At 72.9% G+C, this 18,901-nt stretch carries 20 protein-coding genes; 15 read left to right on the top strand and 5 right to left on the bottom strand.

The window, feature by feature from the left end:
- On the top strand, positions 1–1,644 hold a 1,644-nt coding region (ftsH, locus tag JNK12_15200), incomplete at its 5' end, for an ATP-dependent zinc metalloprotease FtsH (protein ID MBL8777288.1).
- A gap of 59 nt (positions 1,645–1,703) precedes the next feature.
- Positions 1,704–2,264: a GTP cyclohydrolase I FolE gene (folE, locus tag JNK12_15195; GenBank protein ID MBL8777287.1), complete on the top strand. Its 561-nt coding sequence runs from the start codon at positions 1,704–1,706 to the stop codon at positions 2,262–2,264.
- On the opposite strand, the gene JNK12_15190 is transcribed toward folE, so the two are convergent.
- The 5 genes from JNK12_15190 to JNK12_15170 all read right to left on the bottom strand — a co-directional run bounded on the left by JNK12_15190 (position 2,253) and on the right by JNK12_15170 (position 7,506).
- Complete coding sequence (locus JNK12_15190; protein ID MBL8777286.1) at positions 2,253–3,689, bottom strand: phosphotransferase; 1,437 nt, start codon at positions 3,687–3,689, stop codon at positions 2,253–2,255. The genes folE and JNK12_15190 overlap by 12 nt on opposite strands.
- 139 nt (positions 3,690–3,828) lie before the next feature.
- A complete protein-coding gene (locus JNK12_15185) occupies positions 3,829–4,794 on the bottom strand; it encodes a hypothetical protein (protein MBL8777285.1) in 966 nt (321 codons plus the stop codon).
- A gap of 53 nt (positions 4,795–4,847) precedes the next feature.
- The gene (locus JNK12_15180) at positions 4,848–5,627 is read right to left on the bottom strand and encodes an ABC transporter permease (protein MBL8777284.1); all 780 of its coding nucleotides are present in this window, start codon (positions 5,625–5,627) and stop codon (positions 4,848–4,850) included.
- Positions 5,624–6,298, bottom strand: a complete 675-nt coding sequence (locus tag JNK12_15175; GenBank protein MBL8777283.1) for an ABC transporter permease — start codon at positions 6,296–6,298, stop codon at positions 5,624–5,626. Before JNK12_15175 ends, JNK12_15180 begins: the two co-directional genes overlap by 4 nt.
- Entirely contained in the window at positions 6,295–7,506 is a 1,212-nt protein-coding gene (locus JNK12_15170; protein MBL8777282.1) for an ATP-binding cassette domain-containing protein, read from the bottom strand. Before JNK12_15170 ends, JNK12_15175 begins: the two co-directional genes overlap by 4 nt.
- Positions 7,507–7,648: 142 nt before the next feature.
- On the opposite strand from JNK12_15170, the gene folP reads away from it, so the two are divergent.
- From folP to JNK12_15105, 13 genes are all read left to right on the top strand, one after another.
- Positions 7,649–8,428 carry a dihydropteroate synthase gene (folP, locus tag JNK12_15165; GenBank protein MBL8777281.1) on the top strand — a complete coding sequence of 260 codons (780 nt, stop codon included), beginning with the start codon at positions 7,649–7,651 and terminating at the stop codon, positions 8,426–8,428.
- Between the two features lie 25 nt (positions 8,429–8,453).
- Positions 8,454–8,966, top strand: a complete 513-nt coding sequence (locus JNK12_15160; GenBank protein MBL8777280.1) for a hypothetical protein — start codon at positions 8,454–8,456, stop codon at positions 8,964–8,966.
- A gap of 10 nt (positions 8,967–8,976) precedes the next feature.
- Positions 8,977–9,414, top strand: a complete 438-nt coding sequence (gene folB / locus JNK12_15155) for a dihydroneopterin aldolase (protein MBL8777279.1) — start codon at positions 8,977–8,979, stop codon at positions 9,412–9,414.
- Positions 9,415–9,424: 10 nt separating this feature from the next.
- Positions 9,425–9,877: a 2-amino-4-hydroxy-6-hydroxymethyldihydropteridine diphosphokinase gene (folK, locus tag JNK12_15150; GenBank protein MBL8777278.1), complete on the top strand. Its 453-nt coding sequence runs from the start codon at positions 9,425–9,427 to the stop codon at positions 9,875–9,877.
- Positions 9,878–9,987: 110 nt separating this feature from the next.
- Positions 9,988–10,596, top strand: coding sequence for a DUF2520 domain-containing protein (locus JNK12_15145; protein MBL8777277.1), 609 nt, complete (start codon positions 9,988–9,990; stop codon positions 10,594–10,596).
- Between the two features lie 153 nt (positions 10,597–10,749).
- Positions 10,750–11,604, top strand: coding sequence for a pantoate--beta-alanine ligase (locus JNK12_15140; protein MBL8777276.1), 855 nt, complete (start codon positions 10,750–10,752; stop codon positions 11,602–11,604).
- Between the two features lie 123 nt (positions 11,605–11,727).
- Entirely contained in the window at positions 11,728–13,329 is a 1,602-nt protein-coding gene (gene nadB / locus JNK12_15135) for an L-aspartate oxidase (GenBank protein MBL8777275.1), read from the top strand.
- Positions 13,330–13,471: 142 nt separating this feature from the next.
- Positions 13,472–14,449, top strand: a complete 978-nt coding sequence (gene nadC / locus JNK12_15130; GenBank protein MBL8777274.1) for a carboxylating nicotinate-nucleotide diphosphorylase — start codon at positions 13,472–13,474, stop codon at positions 14,447–14,449.
- Complete coding sequence (locus JNK12_15125) at positions 14,449–15,243, top strand: type III pantothenate kinase (GenBank protein MBL8777273.1); 795 nt, start codon at positions 14,449–14,451, stop codon at positions 15,241–15,243. The genes nadC and JNK12_15125 overlap by 1 nt, the downstream gene beginning before the upstream one ends.
- Positions 15,192–16,664: a lysine--tRNA ligase gene (gene lysS / locus JNK12_15120; GenBank protein ID MBL8777272.1), complete on the top strand. Its 1,473-nt coding sequence runs from the start codon at positions 15,192–15,194 to the stop codon at positions 16,662–16,664. The genes JNK12_15125 and lysS overlap by 52 nt, the downstream gene beginning before the upstream one ends.
- A gap of 43 nt (positions 16,665–16,707) precedes the next feature.
- A complete protein-coding gene (locus JNK12_15115) occupies positions 16,708–17,679 on the top strand; it encodes an NAD-dependent epimerase/dehydratase family protein (GenBank protein ID MBL8777271.1) in 972 nt (323 codons plus the stop codon).
- Complete coding sequence (locus JNK12_15110) at positions 17,679–18,290, top strand: hypothetical protein (GenBank protein ID MBL8777270.1); 612 nt, start codon at positions 17,679–17,681, stop codon at positions 18,288–18,290. The genes JNK12_15115 and JNK12_15110 overlap by 1 nt, the downstream gene beginning before the upstream one ends.
- Before the next feature lie 76 nt (positions 18,291–18,366).
- Positions 18,367–18,900, top strand: a complete 534-nt coding sequence (locus JNK12_15105) for a DUF308 domain-containing protein (GenBank protein MBL8777269.1) — start codon at positions 18,367–18,369, stop codon at positions 18,898–18,900.
- Position 18,901 lies beyond the last annotated feature (1 nt).

Raw genomic sequence — 18,901 nt, 5'->3', positions numbered from 1 at the left:
CTGTCGGTCGACCAGCAGCAGGAGTCGTTCTGGATCTCGCTGGCCGCCAGCCTGCTCCCCATCCTCTTGCTCGTCGGTGTGTTCGTGTTCGTCATGTCGCAGATGCAGGGTGGCGGCGGGCGGGTCATGAAGTTCGGGAAGGCCAAGACCAAGAAGGTCGACAGCGACCAGCCCAGTGTCACCTTCGCCGACGTGGCCGGTGCCGACGAGGCCGTCGAGGAGCTCCAGGAGATCAAGGACTTCCTCAAGTCGCCGGCCAAGTTCCAGGCCCTCGGCGCCAAGATCCCCAAGGGCGTGCTGCTCTTCGGGCCGCCGGGCACCGGCAAGACCCTCCTGGCCCGTGCCGTCGCGGGTGAGGCCGACGCCCCGTTCTTCTCGATCTCCGGGTCGGACTTCGTGGAGATGTTCGTGGGCGTGGGCGCCAGCCGCGTGCGAGACCTCTTCGAGCAGGCCAAGGCGTCCGCCCCCGCCATCATCTTCGTGGACGAGATCGACGCCGTCGGCCGCCACCGCGGCGCCGGCCTGGGTGGCGGGCACGACGAGCGCGAGCAGACCCTCAACCAGCTCCTGGTCGAGATGGACGGCTTCGACGTGTCCGGCGGCGTGATCCTGATCGCGGCGACCAACCGCCCGGACATCCTCGATCCCGCCCTGCTGCGCCCGGGCCGCTTCGACCGCCAGATCGTGGTCGACCGGCCCGACCTCCAGGGCCGCCGCGCCATCCTCAACGTCCACGCCAAGGGCAAGCCGCTCGACCACGACGTCGACCTCGACGTGGTGGCCCGCCGCACCCCGGGCTTCACCGGGGCGGACCTCGCCAACCTCATGAACGAGGCCGCGCTCCTCTCGGCCCGTCGTGGTGGGCAGCACATCGACATGCGGGTCCTCAGCGACGCCATGGACCGGGTCATCGCCGGCGCCGAGCGCAAGCACCGGGTGATGTCCGACAAGGAGAAGCAGGTCATCGCCTACCACGAGAGCGGTCACGCGCTGGTCGGCCACCTGCTCCCCAACACCGATCCCATCCACAAGGTGTCGATCATCGCCCGCGGTCGGGCCCTGGGCTGGACGCTGGCCCTCCCCACCGAGGACAAGTACCTCAACACCCGCTCCGAGCTCCGGGACCAGCTGGCCATGCTGCTCGGGGGACGCACCGCCGAGGAGCTGATCTTCGGTGACCCCACCACCGGCGCGTCCGACGACATCGACCGGGCCACCCAGATCGCGATGGCGATGGTCACCGAGTACGGCATGAGCGAGACCCTCGGCCCCCGACGACTCGGTCACAAGTCGGGCGAGGTGTTCCTCGGCAAGGAGATGGGCCACGAGCCCAACTACTCCGACCAGGTGGCCAGCGACATCGACGAAGAGGTGCGGCGCCTCATCGACGAGGCCCACGACGAGGCTGCCGAGATCCTGACCCTGCACCGGGCGACCCTCGACCGCATGGCCGAGTCGCTCATGGAGCACGAGACCCTGGACGAGGACATGTTGAACGAGCTCTTCGCCGACCTGGACACCTGGGACGGCAGCGAAGGCGGGACCGCAGTCGCGTCACCCACGGCGGCCGAGGGCCCCGAGCGGGTCCGGGCCACCAACCTCGACCACGGCGACGCCAAGTCCCGCCGGTGGTGGCGGCCGTGAGCGACGAGGGCGGCACGGGCGGGTCGGGCGGCGCGGTGGAGGGCAACGGCCTGCCTCCGGTGGACGTGGACCGCATCGCCGCGGCGGTGCGTGAGATCCTGCTGGCCATCGGCGAGGACCCCGACCGCGACGGCCTCCAGGAGACGCCGGCCCGGGTGGCCAAGATGTACCGCGAGATCTTCTCCGGCCTGCGCGAGTCGGCCGACCACCACCTCCAGGTCACCTTCGAGGCCGACCACGACGAGATGGTGATGGTGCGCGACATCCCCATGTACTCGTGCTGCGAGCACCACCTCGTGCCCTTCCTGGGCAAGGCCCACGTGGCGTACATCCCGGGCAACGACGGCCGCATCACGGGCCTGTCCAAGCTCGCCCGCCTGGTGGACGCCTACGCCAAGCGCCCGCAGGTCCAGGAGCGCCTCACCAGCCAGATCGCCGACGAGATCGAGCGGACCCTCGAGCCCAAGGGCGTGCTGGTGGTCATCGAGGCCGAGCACCTGTGCATGTCCATGCGGGGCGTGCGCAAGCCGGGGGCCAGCACCGTCACCTCGGCGGTGCGGGGCCTGTTCCGCGACAACGTCGCGACCCGCGCCGAGGCCATGCGCTTCCTAGGGGCCTGAGAGGGCGAGGCAGGCGGCCTGGAGGGCGGCGAGCTCGCCGGGGCGCTCCTTGTAGGCCGTGCGGGTGGCGCCGCTGAGGCTGCCCGGGACGAGGCGGTCGGCCGCATCGGACACGGACCCGGGCCCGAGCGCCCGCACCGCAGCGGCCAGGGCCCGATCGGCCCCGACCGACAGGCTGAGCGACGCGAGCAGCTCGGCGATGTCCGTGCGCAGCAGCAGGTCCGAGGCGGCGAGCTCGCTGAAGCCGAAGTCGATGAGGGCGATGCGCCCGTCGGCTCCCAGGAAGACATTGGCCAGGCGCAGGTCCCGGTGGGCGATGCGGTGGTAGCGGAGGGTCTCGATCTCGCCCCAGATCTGGTCGAGCACCTCGTCGGTGAGCTCCTCGGCCTCGACCCCGTCGAGCGATGACCCCTCGATGCCCTCGTACGACAGCACGTACCCGCCCGGTGGCGCCGCCGCGAAGGCCAGCACCTTCGGGGTGGTGATGCCGTGGCTGTGGGCCATGAGCGAGACGAGGGCCTCGTGCTCGACCATGCGCCGCAGGGAGGAGAACGGACGCTCGTCGCCGAGGTCGCGGGGCACGATGCTGCGGTACAGGCGGAACAGGAGGTCGGCGCTGCGCTCGTCCTGGGCGAGGGCCTTGGCGAACACCCGCCGCCCGTCGGCGGCGCGGCCGAAGTAGGGGGTGGACCCGCGTGCATCGACCGAGGCCGGCGCGAGCTCGGCCAGGGGCACACCCGCGGCGACGAGCGCGTCGGCCACGGCCTGGCCGTTGGGGCGCCGGTTGGGGCCGCCCGCCGCCACCAGGACGACGGCGCCGGCCAGCCACCCGGCCGCGAGGGCGATGGCGACGTCGAACGAGACCGGCGAGGTGAGGAAGCGCGACAGGGAGAGGGCGAACACCAGCACCCAACCCACGCGCCGCCAACGGCGGGGCAGCCAGGGCGCCGCCGCGGTGAGCATGGCGGCCGCAGCGCCGACGCCGACGAGGGTGGGGAACTGCTCGTGGCTGATGAGGCCGATCTCGAGCGAGGGGTCGACCAGCGGCGGCTGGGTGGTGTCGATCACGTTGGTGGCGACCGCGGCGACCGCGCCGCCGACCACGCCGGCCCCGACCACGGTGGCGAGCAGGCGCCAGCTGCGGGTGACCAGCGCGGCGCCCACCCCGGCGAGGGCGACGACCACCACGAACAGGCGCGTGGCCACCACGACCGCGGTGAGCACGTCGATGCCCACGGCGTCGACACCCCGCAGGAGCTCGGCGAGGAAGCTCTGGATGCTGTCGCCGAAGAGGAGCCCCAGCGTCACCAGGGCGACCAGGACCGCGCTGGCGGTCACGGCCCGCAACACGTCGGTCGGTGAGCGCACGACGGCGGGCGCCGGCGGCTCGGTGACGATCACGGGCGGCGGCACGGGGTCGGCCATGGCGGCAGCCTAGGGGCGGGGGCGGGTGGCGTCGCCGCCCGGTGACAGCGCCCGGTCGGTCCGCCAGGGGTGCTGGTGGCGGCGCCGGCCCGGGGTGGTGCGCGCCACCCCGGGCCGGGCCGTCACCGGCGGGAGGTGATCAGCCGACCACGTCCTTCAGGTCGCTGATGGTGGTGATGCCGAGCTCGTCGGCGGTCTCCTGGGTGACCACGAAGGTGTTGGTGTCGACGGCGTCGGTGGGCGCCAGCGCCACCAGGCCGATGTCGGCGAGGTAGGGCTCGAGCAGGCCGACGGTCTCGTCGATGTCGCCGGTGGCCTCCCCGGCACCCTCGTTCAGGAACTCCAGCAGCGACGCGGCGTACTCCGGCGCGAAGTTGATCTCACCGCTCTCGAACGCGGGGATCTCGATGTCGCGGAAGCCGCCCAGCTCCTGGAACTCGACGGGGTAGCCCGCCGCCTCGAAGGCCTGGCCGTAGATCTCGGCGAGGATGGCGCTCTCACCGAAGTCCTGGGCCCCGATGGTGATGGTGGGGCCGTCGGGGACGTCGCCCTCCTCGGGGAGCAGGTCGTTGTCCTCGAGGAACGAGGTGGCGATCGCGTCGGCGTCCTCGGCGTCGACGTCGAAGCGCTTGTTCATCTCGGTCAGGTTCTCGGTCGTGAGCCCGGCGCTGACGTCGTCGGCCACGCCGGCGAGGTCGGGGTAGGCGTCGTTGAGCTCGGTGGTGAGGACGGGGATCACGTTGTCCGCGGCCAGCATGTTCTGGTCGTCCTCGAGCACGACCCAGCCCTTGTCGGCGATCACGCCGCTGGTCGAGAACAGCAGGGCGATGTCGATGTCACCGCTGTCGAGGGCGTCGGCCACGACGCCCGCCTCGAGGGGGATGAACCCGTCGGACAGGTCGATGTCGTAGACCCGCTGCAGGCCGGGGATGCAGAACGGGTTGGTCTCGCAGTCGGCCGGGCCGCCCAGGGTGAGGTCCTGGGTCTCGGCGCCGCCGCCGGTGGTGTCGCTGCTCGACCCGCCGTCGTCGTCGCTGCCGCATGCCGCGGTGAGCAGCGCCAGCGCCGCCAGGAGGGCCAGGAGCCCCCGTAGGTACGTCTTCATTGCCTGTCTCCTTGGGGTGTGGGGATGGGTGTGGTGGATGGTGGTCCGGGCCCTCAGACGTCGAGGGCGACCGGTTCGATGCGGGGGGACCGCCGTCGCCGCGCCCGCCGCGGCTCGGCGACCCGGGCCCAGGGGGTGGCGAGGCGCTGGACCCCGTAGAAGAGCGCTTCGGTGAGCAGTGAGAGGACGGCGACCAGGAAGGCGCCGGTGAGGAGCTTGCCGTCGTTCTGCTGGGCGAAGCCCTCGACGATGAGCGACCCGAGCCCGGTGAACCCCACGAGCGCTCCGAGGGTGGCGGTGGCGACGACCTGGACCGCGGCCACGCGGGCGCCGGTGATGATCAGCGGCGCGGCGCTCGGCACCTCGACCGCCCAGATGACCCGCCGGGGCGTCATGCCCATCCCCGCGGCGGCCTCGACGGTCCCCGCGTCCACGTCGCGCACCCCGGTGTAGGTGTTGGTGAACATGGGCGGGATGGCCAGGAGGACGAGCGCGACGCAGGTCGGCCAGAACCCGAGCCCGAACCCCCACTCGAGCGAGAACGGGAGCACCAGGGCGATGATCGCGAACGACGGGAGGGCGCGGCCGATGTTGACCACCGAGACCGCGAACAGCCCGCCCTTCTTCGCGTGCCCGAGGAGCACGGCGGGCACGATCGCGATGGCGGCGGCGATGGCCACCGCGGTGACCGAGATCTCCACGTGGGCGACGAGGTCCGCCCAGATGCCGCGGTCTCCCGTCCAGTTCTCGGCGGTGGTGATGTAGGTGGTGAACTCCGACCAGAGGCTGGGATCGGGCTCGGCGGCGGCCAGGAGCTGGTAGGGGCCGGTCACCGCTCGGCCCTCGTCCACGGCGTCACCAGGCGCTCGAAGCCGACGAGCAGCAGGTCGACGGTGATGGCCATGGCGATGGACAGGGTGGCGCCGACGACGATGGGGGTGTTGAAGCTGCGCGAGAGCCCGTCGTTGATGAGGGCGCCGTAGCCGCCCTGGCCGATCAGCGCGGTGACGGTGACGAGCCCGATGGTGGTGACCGCGGCGATGCGCAGTCCGGCGACGATCGTCGGCGTGGCCAGGCGGAGGTCGACCGCCACGAACCGCCGCCACGACGTGTAGCCCATGCCGTCGGCGGCCTCGCGCACCGCGGTGGGGACTCCATCGATGCCCGCCACGATGTTCCGTATAAGGATCAGCAGCGTGTAGCTGACGAGGCCGATCTCCGCGGTGAGGAGGGTCAGGCCGGTGATGGGGACGAGGAAGGCGAACAGGGCCAGGCTCGGGATGGCGTACATCACGCCGGCGGCGGCGGTGATGGGGGCGTAGGTCCTCCGGAAGCGGAGGGCCACGAGCGCGAGGACCACCGAGATGGCGAAGCCGACGACCAGGGCGATGGCGGTGAGCTGCACGTGCTGCACGGTGCGCTCCCAGATCTCGTCGAGGTGGTCGCCCACCCACGCCCACCAGATGAACGAGTCGGGCCCGTTCGCGCCGAGCAGGGGGCTCATTCCAGGGCCTCGGCCAGTTCGTCGACGGTGAGCATGCCGAGGTAGCGGCCGTCGTCCTCGGCGAGCACCAGCGCGACCCGGGTGCGGGTGTTGACGATGTTGTCCAGCGCCTCCCGGATGGACGTGCCCGGGTGCACGTACGCCCGGAACGGCTGGCGGGGCGCGTCACCCACGAGGGTGCAGCCCGCCAGATCGCGCCCCCAGGCCCAGCCGAGCACCTGGTCGCCGTCGAGGACCCCGATCCACTCCGTGCCGGCGTCGGCCATGACGGCCGCGGCGTCGGCCGCGTCGGCGTCCGCCCCCAGGACCGGGCCGCGGGCGAGGGGGACCTCGGCGACGGTGATGAGGGCCATGCGCTTGAGGCCGCGCTCGCGGCCCAGGAAGGTCTCGACGAACTCGTTCGCCGGCGACCGGAGCACCTCGGCCGGCGTCCCCACCTGCTCGAGGACGCCGCCGACGTTCAACAACACGATGCGGTCGCCGACCTTGATGGCCTCGTCGATGTCGTGGGTGACGAGGACGATGGTCTTGTGCAGGTCGTGCTGGAGGGCCAGGAGGTCGTCCTGGAGCTGCTTGCGCACGATGGGGTCCACGGCGCTGTACGGCTCGTCCATCAGCAGGACCGGCGGATCGGCGGCGAGGGCGCGGGCCACTCCCACCCGCTGCTGCTGCCCGCCCGAGAGCGCCCCGGGGTAGCGGCCGAGCATCTCGGGCGCGAGGCCGACCTGCTCGGCGAGCTCCTCGGTGCGGGCCCGGATGTCGGCCCTCGACCACCCGAGGAGGCGGGGGACGGTGCCGATGTTGTGGGCGACGGTGCGGTGGGGGAAGAGGCCGATCTGCTGGATCACGTAGCCGATCTGGCGGCGCAGCTCGTGCTTCGGCTGCTGGCGGACCTCCACGCCCTGCACGTAGAGCTCACCGCTCGTCGGCTCGAGGAGCCGGTTGATCATCTTGAGGGTCGTGCTCTTGCCGCAGCCCGAAGGGCCCACCAGCGCCGTCAGCTCGCCGCGGGCCATCTCCAACGACAGGCCTCCGACCGCCGGCGTGTCGGAGCCGGGGAACACCTTCGTGACGTCGACCAGGCGGATGACGATGTCGTCGTCCGGGACGTCGTCGGCGCGCTCGGTGCCCGCTGCGGTGGCGCCGTCCGCGACGGCGTCGGCCCCGGTGGTGCCGACGGCGCCGCCCGCCAGTTCGTGGCTGTCCACATCCGTCCCAGATCGTTGGCTTCGCCGGACCCTATCGGCGTGCCGGGTCAGGGCCAAGGACCCAGCGGGGGTGGGATCGGCCGCCGGCCCCGGGTCGATTTGACGACGACCGGTACCATCGGCGGCCGTGGACCCACTGGTGATGGGCGTGCTCAACGTGACGCCCGACTCGTTCTCGGACGGTGGTCGGTACCTGGACGTCGACCGCGCCGTGGCCCACGGCCTGCAGTTGCTCGCCGACGGCGCGCACGTGATCGACGTGGGGGGCGAGTCCACAAGACCTGGCGCCGCGGCGGTCGACGCCGCCGAGGAGTGCCGGCGCGTCGTGCCCGTGATCGAGGCCCTCGCCGGCCAGGTCCGGGTCTCGATCGACACCACCAAGGCCGCGGTGGCCGAGGCCGCCGTCGCCGCCGGCGCCAGCCTGGTCAACGACGTCTCGGCGTCGCTCGCCCCCGTGGCCGCGGACCTCGGGGTGGGCTGGCTGGCCATGCACCGAAAGGGCGATCCCCGGACCATGCAGGTCGACCCCCGCTACGACGACGTGGTGGCGGAGGTGCGGGACCAGCTGGTGGCCTGGGCCGAGGAGGCCCGTGCGCTCGGCGTCCCCGAGGTGTGGATCGACCCGGGCATCGGGTTCGGCAAGACCCTCGACCACAACCTCGCCCTGCTCGCCCACCTCGACGCACTCGTGGCCACGGGGTTCCCCGTGGCCGTCGGCACGAGCCGGAAGTCCAGCCTCGGCACCCTCCTCGCGGCCTCCGACGGCGTCGACGAGGTGCCCGCCGACGATCGCCTCGAGGGCTCGCTGGCCACGGCCACGTGGGCGATGGCACAGGGCGTGCGGATGGTGCGGGCCCACGACGTCCGGGCCACGGTGCACGCTGCCGCCGTGGTCGCGGGCCAGATCGAGACGGCGGCATGAACCACGAGACGACGGGAGTCCCGCCATGGCGGTGAAGAGCAAGTGGGCGCGGGGGATCACCCCCCGCAATTTCGCCTGGGTGATCAAGGACAAGTTGGCGGTGTGCGAGCGGCCGGGCGGGTACGGCCAGAACCACCGCCGGGTGCGGCGCCAGGAGGAGATCATCTGGATCCGCGAGCAGGGGTTCACCAAGGTGATCTCGCTCGTCTCGTCGCCGGCCAACCTGCACAACTACGACGAGCTGGGCGTGCAGTGGATCCATCGGCCCTTCACCGCGGTGGACGACTCGCTCGAGTACGAGCGGGCCTTCTTCCCCGAGCTGCGGGGCCTCCTGGCCGGGGACGGCAAGGTGCTCGTGCACCAGGAGGAGCTCGGGGACCGCATCTCCGGGCTCATGGGCGGGTACCTGCTCTGGGCGGGCCTCCTCGAGACCGGTCCCCAGACGATCTCGGTGGTGGAGCGCATCGTCGACCGCCAGATGGGCCCGTTCGGTCGCGAGCTGGTCTCGCTGGCCGCGAAGCTGCGCGACGCGAGCTGACGGTCCGGGCATGGCCGCTGATCGCATCGAGCTGCGCGACCTGCGCGTCATGGGTCGCTGCGGGGTCCTGCCCGAGGAGGAGGTGCGCGCCCAGCCCTTGCAGGTGGACCTCGACGTCGAGCTCGACCTGTCTGCCGCGGGCGCCAGCGACGACCTCGACGACACCGTCGACTACGGAGCGCTCTGCGCGCTCGTCGAGGGCACCATCGCCAGTCGCCACGTGGCCCTGCTCGAGCACCTCGCCGCGGTGATCGCGGAGCGGGTCCTCGAGGACGAGCGCATCGAGGCGGTCACGGTGGCACTGCGCAAGCTGCGCCCCCCGGTGCCCCACCAGCTGGCCACCTCCGGGGTCCGCATCACCCGGGTGCGCGCTGCGGCGCCGGGAGGCACCACGGGGTTCGCCCGCCCTTCCGGGTCGGCGGGTGCGGCCGGCGCGACCGGGGCCTGAGGGTCATCGCGTGCGGGCCTTCCTCGGCATGGGGTCCAACCTCGGTGACCGCTGGACCCACCTGCGCGACGCGGTCGACTCGCTGAGCGACGTCGTCGCCGTGTCGTCGGTCTACGAGACCGATCCGGTGGGAGGCCCAGCCGACCAGGACGCCTATCTGAACCTCGTCGTCGAGCTCGACACCGAGCTCACCGCCCGGCAGCTGATGAGCGTCGGCCAGCGGCTCCAGGCCGCGGCCGAGCGGGTGCAGACCGTGCGCTGGGGCCCTCGTACCCTCGACGTCGACGTGCTCTGGATGGACGGCGTCACCGTGGACGAGCCCGACCTCCAGGTGCCGCATCCCCGAATGTTCGAGCGCCGGTTCGTGCTGGCCCCGCTGGCCGAGCTGGCCCCCGAGCTCGTCCCCGAGGAGGCGTTGGCCGACTCGATGGGTTCGGTGGCGGTGGTCGGCCCCCTCCGATGAGCCGGCGCTCGGTCCGGGTCATCGGACCGGGGCGCGCGGGCGGCTCGCTCTCGGGTGCCCTGGGGGCCGCAGGGTGGCGGGTCGAGCGCCCGGTACGTCGCGGTGATGACGTGACGCCGGCCGCCGCCGGCGTCGACCTGTTGATCATCGCCACGCCGGACGCGGCCATCGCCGACGTGGCCGCCTCGGTCGAGCCCGCCGACGCCGTGGTGGCCCACCTCGCGGGCTCGTTGGGGCTCGGCGCGCTGGCGCCTCATGCGCGGGTGGCAGCCGTCCACCCCCTCGTCTCGCTCCCGAACGCCGAGGTGGGGGCGGAGCGCCTCCGCGACGGCGCCTGGTTCGCCATCGCCGGCGACCCGCTCGCGGCCGAGGTGGTGGCCGACCTGGCCGGGCACGCCTTCGAGGTGGCCGATGACGACCGCGCCGCCTACCACGCCGCTGCCTGCATCGCCTCGAACCACCTCGTCGCGCTGCTCGGCCAGGTCGAGCGGGTGGCCGCCACCGCCGGGGTGCCCCTCGAGGCCTATCTCTCCCTGGTGCGGGGCACGGTGGACAACGTGGCCGCTCTCGGCCCTGCGGCCGCCCTCACGGGGCCGGCGGCGCGGGGTGACTGGGCCACCATCGAGCGCCACCTCGAGGCCCTCGACCCGTCCGAGCGCGCCGCGTACGAGGCGCTCATGCACGCCGCCCGCCGCTTGGTCGCCCCCGACGAACCCTGACACTGGCTGCTCCTTCGTCGCAGCGGCTTCGCCACCCGGTTCACCGGCGGGGCTGCACCGCTCCGCAGCGCAGGGTGGACACCTGTGCCCGATGTCGGTGGGCCCGCGACCCGACCTTGCCCTGAGCTGGGCAAACCGGGCGACAATGGCGAGGTGAAGGTGGTCTCGACCGTCGCCGAGCTGCGGGCCGAGTTGGATGCCGCGCGGCGCGACGGGGGGACCGTCGGACTGGTGCCGACGATGGGCTACCTCCACGACGGCCACGTCTCGCTGATGGACGCCGCGGTCGCCGACAACGACCTGACGGCCACGACGATCTTCGTGAACCCCCTCCAGTTCGCGCCCACCGAGGACCTCGCCGCCTACCCCCGGGACCTCGCCGGCGACACCGCACGCTGCGAGGCGGCGGGCGTCGGCGTCCTCTTCACCCCTTCGGTGGAGGCGATGTACCCGGTCCCCATCCAGACCACGGTCTCGGTGTCGGGCATCACCTCGACGATGGAGGGAGCCTCCCGGCCGACGCACTTCGCCGGCGTGGCAACGGTGGTGGCGAAGCTGTTCGCGCTGGCGGGGCCGTGTCGGGCGTACTTCGGCGAGAAGGACTTCCAACAGCTGGCGGTCGTGCGCACGATGGCGCGGGACCTCTCCTTTCCCGTCGAGGTGGTGGGGTGCCCGACCGTGCGTGAGCCGGACGGCCTCGCCATGTCGAGTCGCAACGCCTACCTCACCCCCGAGGAGCGGGCCGCGGCACCGGTGCTGCACCGTGCCCTCCAGGCCGGGGCCGAGGCCGTCCGCGGCGGCGAGCGGGACCCCGCCGTCGTGCGCGACCTCGTCGCCCGGATGGTCGAGGCCGAACCGCTCGCCGAGCTGGACTACGCCGCCGTGGTCGACCCGACGACGCTCGAGGTGGTCGACCCCCTGGCCGGCGAGGTGCGACTGCTCGCGGCGGCGAAGTTCGGTCGCGCGCGCCTCCTGGATAATGTTGGCGCCACGACCCCGACGGGGTGAGCGCAGGGCGACCGGGGCACCGGCGTCAAGCCACGAGGAGAGCCACGTGCGACGACGCAGGAGCAAAGGCAGCGGACTCCGGACGTCGGTGACCGCGACGCGCGCGGAGCGATCTCACCCGGCATGAGCCCCCGCGCGCCCGAGGGGCAGGCGTTGGACCTGCTGGTCCTCGGATCGGGGGTGGCCGGGCTGTCCGCTGCCGTGCGGGCCAGCGACCACCACGGGTGGAGCGTGGGCGTGCTGACCAAGGGCGTGCTGTCCACGGCGACCACCCAGTGGGCCCAGGGCGGGGTGGCCGCGGTGCTGGCCGAAGGAACCGACTCCACCGACCTGCACTTCTCGGACACGCTGGCGGCCGGCGCCGACCTCTGTGACCGCGAGGCGGTCCGGGTGCTCGTCGAGGACGGCCCCCACCGGGTCGAGGACCTCATGGCCATCGGGGCCGCGTTCGACCGCGACGCCGCGGGCACGCTCGAGCTGGCCCGCGAAGGCGGCCACACGCTGCCCCGGATCGTCCATGCCGGCGGCGACGCCACCGGCTACGAGATCGAGCGGGCCCTCGTGGCCGCGACCCTCCGCACGGCCGCCCGTGTGCTGGAGCGGCACTTCGCCACCGACCTGATCGTGGAAGACGGTCGCTGCGTCGGGGTGCGGGCCCTCGACCCCGCGGGCGAGCCCGTCGAGGTGCGTGCCCGCCATGTCCTCATGGCCACCGGGGGCGCCGGCCAGCTCTACGCCGTGACCACCAACCCGGTCGAGTCCACCGGCGACGGCGTGGCCATGGGCCTGCGCGCCGGCGTGGCCGTGGCCGACATCGAGTTCGTCCAGTTCCATCCCACGGCGCTGCACGACCCGCGCATGCCCCGCCCGCTGCTCTCCGAAGCGCTGCGGGGCCACGGCGCCCTCCTGCGTGACACCGAGGGCGAGCGCTTCGTCGACGAGCTCCAGCCCCGCGACGTGGTGTCGCGGGCCATCACGGCCAGGATGATCGAGCAGGGCGTCGACCACCTGTGGCTCGACGCCACCGGCCTCGAGGACTTCGAGCATCGCTTCCCGACGATGGCGCGCTCCCTCGTGGCGGCCCACCTCGACCCCGCCACGGACTGGCTGCCCGTGGCCCCGGCCGCCCACTACCTCTGCGGCGGCCTCGTCACGGACCTCGACGGCGCCACCAGCCTGCCCGGCCTCTGGGCCGCGGGCGAGACCACGTGCACCGGCGTCCACGGGGCCAACCGCCTCGCCTCCAACTCGCTGCTCGAGGGCCTCGTCTTCGCCCCCCGCGCGGTCGAGGCCATGGCCAAGGGGGCGGACGGGCCCGAGGCGACCGGCGCCATGCGGGCCGTGCTCGGCGGCGCCGACGGTCCCGACGACATCGGTGGGCGGGCACTGCCCGCGCCCGCGCCCGCTCCCGAGCCCGGCCCCGCCGCCGGCACCGTCGCCGAGCGGCGCGACCTGCTCCAGCGGGCCATGACCCGTGGCGCCGGCGTGCTGCGGGACGACGCGTCGTTGGCCACCACGGGTGAGGTGGTCGGGGCCGTCGCGGCCTCGATCCCTGCACTGGGCGACCCGACCGATTGGGAGCTGCGCAACCTGGCGTCGGTGGCCGAGGCCGTGCTCGCCGCCGCCACGGCCCGTCACGAGAGCCGCGGCGCCCACACCCGCCTCGAGTACCCCGACCCTGAGGGCGCCTTCCACTGCCGCCTCGTCCAGCGCCACCCCACATGACCGTGTCGCTCGGGCCTGCCCCCTCCGGGCGCTCGTTCTGCCAGCACGAGCCTGTTCTGCAGAACAGGCTCGTGCTGGCAGAACGGTTCGAGTGGGGGAACGTGTTGGTGTCGGGGGCGTGCGGGCGGGCAGGGTGGTGGGCGTGAGCCGGACCGACCTGCACCCGCCGATCGGCGCCGTGCGCGAGGCCGTCGGCCGCGCCATCGCCGAGGACCTGACGCCGCTCGGCGACCTCACCTCCGGCCTGCTGCCGGCCACCGCCCGCGCCACGGCCGAGTTCGTGGCCCGCACCGACGGCGTGCTGGCCGGACGGCTGTGCGCGGACGAGGCCTTCCGCCAGATCGACCCCTGGGTCACGGCGACGTGGGCGGCCGACGACGGCGACGCGGTCCACGCCGGCCAGGTGCTGGGCCGGGTGGACGGGCCGTTGGCCTCGGTCCTCACGGGCGAGCGCACCGCACTCAACTTCCTCAGCCACCTCTCCGGGGTGGCCACCCTCACCCGTCGCTACGTCGATGCGGTGGCGGCGGCCGGCGGCGGCGCCCAGGTGTGGGACACCCGCAAGACGACGCCGGGCCTGCGCTCGCTCGAGAAGGCCGCGGTCCGAGCAGGCGGGGGGCGCAACCACCGGGGCAACCTGTCCGACTGGGTGATGCTGAAGGACAACCACCTCACGGTGCTCGGCATCACCGATGCCGTGGCCACGGCGAAGGACCGGTGGCCGGCCCGCACCATCCACGTCGAGTGCGCGTCGCTCGAAGAGGTGATCGAGGCGCTCGGCGCCGGCGCCGACGCACTCCTGCTCGACAACATGTCCCCCGACGAGGTCCGGGCGGCCATGGCCGCGGTCGGCGAGCACCGGGCCGGGGGCGGCGCACCCTGCCTCGTCGAGGCCTCCGGGGGCATCAACCTCGACACCATCGCCGCCTACGCGGTCACCGGGGTCGACCTCATCTCCGTGGGGGCCATCACCAACTCGGCGCCGGTGCTCGACATCGGCCTCGACATCGCCGTCGACCAGACCCCCTCGCCGGCACCTGAGGGCCCTTCCCCTTCCACGCCCCCGCCCGCCGCCGACCCCGCCGCCTCCCCTTCCGACGACGACGCAGGAGCGCCCTGATGCTGTTGGTCATCGATGTCGGCAACACCGACACCGTGTTCGGCCTCTACGACCCGGAGGTCGCCACCGTGGCGACGGCCGGAGACGGGCTGACCGGCCACTGGCGGATCTCCACCCACGCCGAGCGCACGGCCGACGAGCAGGCGGTCATGCTCGAGGGCTTCCTCGGCCTGGCCGGCTACTCCTGGAACCACGACGTGGACGGGGTGGCCATCTGCTCGGGCGTGCCTCGGGTCACGGCGAACCTCCGCAACATGTGCGACCGCTACCTCGACGGCGAGCCGGTCGTGCTCGAGCCCGGCGTGAAGACCGGCATCTCCATCCTCTACAACGACCCGAAGGAGGTGGGGCCCGACCGCATCGCCAACGCCGTGGCGGCCTATGACCTCTTCGGCGGCCCGACGATCATGGTGGACTTCGGCACCGCCACCACCTGCGACGTCGTGTCGGCCTCGGGCGAGTACCTCGGCGGCGCCATCGCGCCCGGCATCGAGATCAGCCTCGACGCGTTGTTCGGCCGCGCTGCCGCCGTGCGCCAGGTCGCGCTGGACCGTCCCGTCCACGTCCTCGGCAAGTCGACCATGGAGTCGATCCAGTCGGGCACCGGCTTCGGCTACGCCGCCATGGTCGACGGGCTGTGCGACCGCATCGAGCGCGAGCTGGGGGAGTGCACCGTGGTGGCCACCGGCGGCCTCGCCCACCTCATCTCGCCCATCTCCGAGCGCATCGAGCACACCGAGCCCTGGCTCACCTTGCACGGCCTGCGTCTCATCCACGAGAAGAATGCGAGCTGAGGGTGCCCAGCTCCGAGATCCCCTACCGCTACGAGCCAGACGCGACCGCGGCCGAGCTGCACGAGGCCTACCCCGACCTCGAGCCCGGCACCGAGACGGGTCGCGTCGTCACCGTCGCGGGCCGGCTCATGCTGCGCCGCGTCCAGGGCAAGCTGGCCTTCGGAACCCTCCAGGACGGCAGCGGGCGGATCCAGCTCTTCGCCCCCTCGGCCACCACGCCCGAGTTCGAGGCCTTCGGTGACCTCTCCCTCGGCGACTGGATCGGGGTCACCGGTGAGGTGATGACCACCCGCCGCGGCGAGCTGTCGGTGCGGGTCGACGGTTGGGACGTCCTGGCCGAGGCCATCCGGCCGTTCCCCGACAAGTGGCACGGCCTCACCGACCCCGACACCCGCTACCGCCAGCGCTACGTCGACTTCTGGGTCACCGACGAGGCACGCGAGGCCATCGCCAACCGCAGCCGCATCATGTCCCTCACCCGTCGCTGGCTGGAGGACCGGGGCTTCATCGAGGTCGAGACCCCGGTGTTCCACCCCATCGCCGGCGGCGCCACGGCCAAGCCCTTCGTCACCCACCACAACGCCCTCGACGTCGACCTCTTCCTGCGCATCGCGCCCGAGCTCTATCTGAAGCGCCTCGTGGTGGGCGGTTTCGAGCGGGTCTTCGAGATCGCCCGGGTGTTCCGCAACGAGGGCCTGTCGCCGCGCCACCAGCCCGAGTTCACGATGCTCGAGCTCTACCAGGCCTACGCCGACTACGGCGACATGATGGCCCTGACCGAGGAGCTCGTCGCGCACCTGGCCACCGAGATCTGCGGCACCACCCAGCTCAGCTACGGCGGTCGCGACCTGGACCTGTCCGTGCCGTGGCGGCGGGCGTCGATGTGCGACCTCGTCGAGGAGATCGCCGGGGTGCGCATCGACGTGCGCATGCCCCTCGAGGACCTCCGCCGCATCGCCCACGAGCACGGTGTGCCCGTCGAGGACGACTGGGGCCCGGGCAAGCTCGTCCTCGAGATCTACGAGAAGACCACCGAGCACCAGCTGTGGGGCCCGGTGTTCGTCACGGACTATCCCCTCGAGGTCTCGCCGCTCTCACGGGACCACCGCGAGCTGCCCGACATGGTCGAGCGCTTCGAGGCCATCGTCGCGGGGCGCGAGCTGTGCAACGCGTTCAGCGAGCTGGTCGACCCCGTCGAGCAGCGGGCCCGGTTCGAGGACCAGGCCGCGAAGGCCGCGGCCGGCGACGAGGAAGCCGCCGCGGTCATCGACGAGGACTACGTCCGGGCCCTGGAGTACGGCCTGCCCCCGACGGGGGGTCTTGGCATCGGGATGGACCGGTTGGTCATGCTGTTGGGCGACATCGCCACCATCCGCGACGTGGTGGCGTTCCCGACCCTGCGGCCCGAGGTCCTCGAATGAGCGCAGTGCGAGTGATCGTTCTCCGATCGACGGACGGGCACCCATGAGGGTGCTGGTGACGGGGCTCGGCGGCGAGCTGGGCACCCGGGTGGCGCTGCTGCTCGAGGCCCGGGCCGACGTCGAGGCCGTCGTGGGCATCGACATCGAGCCGCCCCGCCGCTACCTCACCCGCACCGACTTCCACCGCATCGACCCGCGCGACCGGGCCCGCAACGTGGCCCTGGTGCGCGAGCTCGAGCCGACCGTCGTGGTCCACGTCGGCACCTACGAGCCCAACGCCCGCTGCTCGCCGAAGGCGGCGCTCGAGCGCACCGAGGCCGGCACCATCGGCATCCTGGGCGCCGCCGCCGAGTGCCCCAGCCTCGAGCGCATCGTGTTGCGCTCGGGCATCGAGGTCTACGGCCGGGGCCGGGGCGCGGCCACCCGCCCCGACGAGTCGGTGCCCCCCGAGCCCACCTCGCCCTTCGGCACCTCGCTGCTGCACGCCGAGCGGGTGGCGGGGATGGCCGGCGACGTTGCCGGGGTGCCCGTCACCACGCTCCGCCTCGCCCCGGTCATGGGGCCGCACTTCCCGAGCCCGCTCGGGCGCTACCTGCGCCTCCCGGTCGTCCCCGTGAGCGCCACGTCCGACCTGCCCTTCTCGTTGCTCCACCAGGAGGACGCCGCGGCCGCCATCGTCGCCGCCGTCGCCTCCGACCACGACGGACCCCTCAACGTGGTGGGCGACGGCGCCATCACCGCCAGCCAGGCCGCCCGCTTCGGCGGCCGCCTGCCGTTGCCCATCGTCGGCCCGACGTGGAGCCTCGCCCGGTTGGCTGCGGAGGTCGCGGGCTCGCCCCTGCCCGAGCACCTCCGGGAGCTGCTCATCCGGGGCCGCACCGCCGATGGCGCCCAGTGCGTGGAGGTCTTGGGCGTGCATCCGCGTTGGGACACCGTCGACGTGGTCAAGGACCTGTTCCAGTGGGCCGGTGTCACCTACGTCACCTTCGGCGACGCCAAGGCCGAGGTCGCCTGATGGCCGGCACCACCGACCTCCTTCGCCGGCGCGTCGACGGCACCTTCCCGGTCGACCCGTGGGGCCTCGACGCCGAGCTCGTCGAGCTGCTCGCCCCCGCCGCCCGCCTGCGGTGGGACATCGACGTGCAGGGGGCCCTCGACCTGCCGTCCGGTCCCTTCGTGCTCGTCATCAGCCGGCGCCTCGGCCTGTCAGAGCCCTGGGTCGCGGCCGAAGCCGTCCGCCGGGTGGCCGACCGGCTCGTGCGTTTCGTGGGAGTGCCCGACGTGGCCCCCGTCGGTCCGGCGTTGCGCCGCCTCGGCGCCGTGGTCGACCGGCCCGACGAGATCGCCGGCCTGCTGCGCGCCGGCGAGGTCGTCGGCCTCACCCTCGGCCGGGAACCCATCCGCCGTCACCACGCCGGCGCCCTCCACCCCGAGGTGCTGGCCCCGGTCGTGGCCGCGGGCGTCCCGGTGCTCCCCGTCGCGGTCGACGGTCGTGAGCTCGGCCGCTACTGGCGGGTCACCCTCGGCGAGCCCATCGAGGCCGCCGTGCACCCCGGCCCGCTGGCCGTCGCCGAGCTCGCCGAGCACACCCGCCTGGCGGTGCAGGCGCTCCTCGACCGCTCCTGAAGGCGCCGAGCCCCACCCCGACGGGGAGTAGCGTGACCCTCACCGGGTGATCAGGGTGATCACGGAGGGGGACGAGATGGAACCCACGAACGACGAGCTCCGGGCCGGCGCCAAATACTGGTGGGTGATGCTGGTCATCGGGCTGTTCTCGATCACCATCGGCCTACTCATGATCACCCGGCCGTTCAAGAGCATCGCCGCCCTGGCCTGGCTCGCCGGCCTCTTCCTGCTCATCGGCGGGATCAGCGGGTTCTTCGGCTCCCGCCGTCGGGAGGTGGGCATCGGTTGGGCGCTGGTCTCGGTCATCGCCGGCCTCGTGCTGCTGTTCTGGCCCGACGTCACCGTGCAGGTGGTCGCGGTCATCGCCGGTATCGGCTACCTGCTGCGGGGGATCTTCCGGGCGGTGGCGGCCTTCACCGAACGTGACGACTACACCGTCCCGCTCCTCGTGGTGGGGGTCATCGGGATCGGCTTCGGCATCGCCCTGATGGTCTGGCCCGAGGCGGGCGTCGCGCTCGTGGGCCTGCTCCTCGGGATCGGTGCCCTGATCGCCGGCATCGGTGAGCTGATCACCGCCTTCGGCCTGCGCAAGATCGCCCACCAGGCCTAGG

The sequence above is a fragment of the Acidimicrobiales bacterium genome, assembly GCA_016794585.1.
Classification (GTDB): Bacteria; Actinomycetota; Acidimicrobiia; order Acidimicrobiales; family DATDAH01; genus JAEUJM01.
This window is presented reverse-complemented; position numbering and strand designations above follow the sequence as displayed.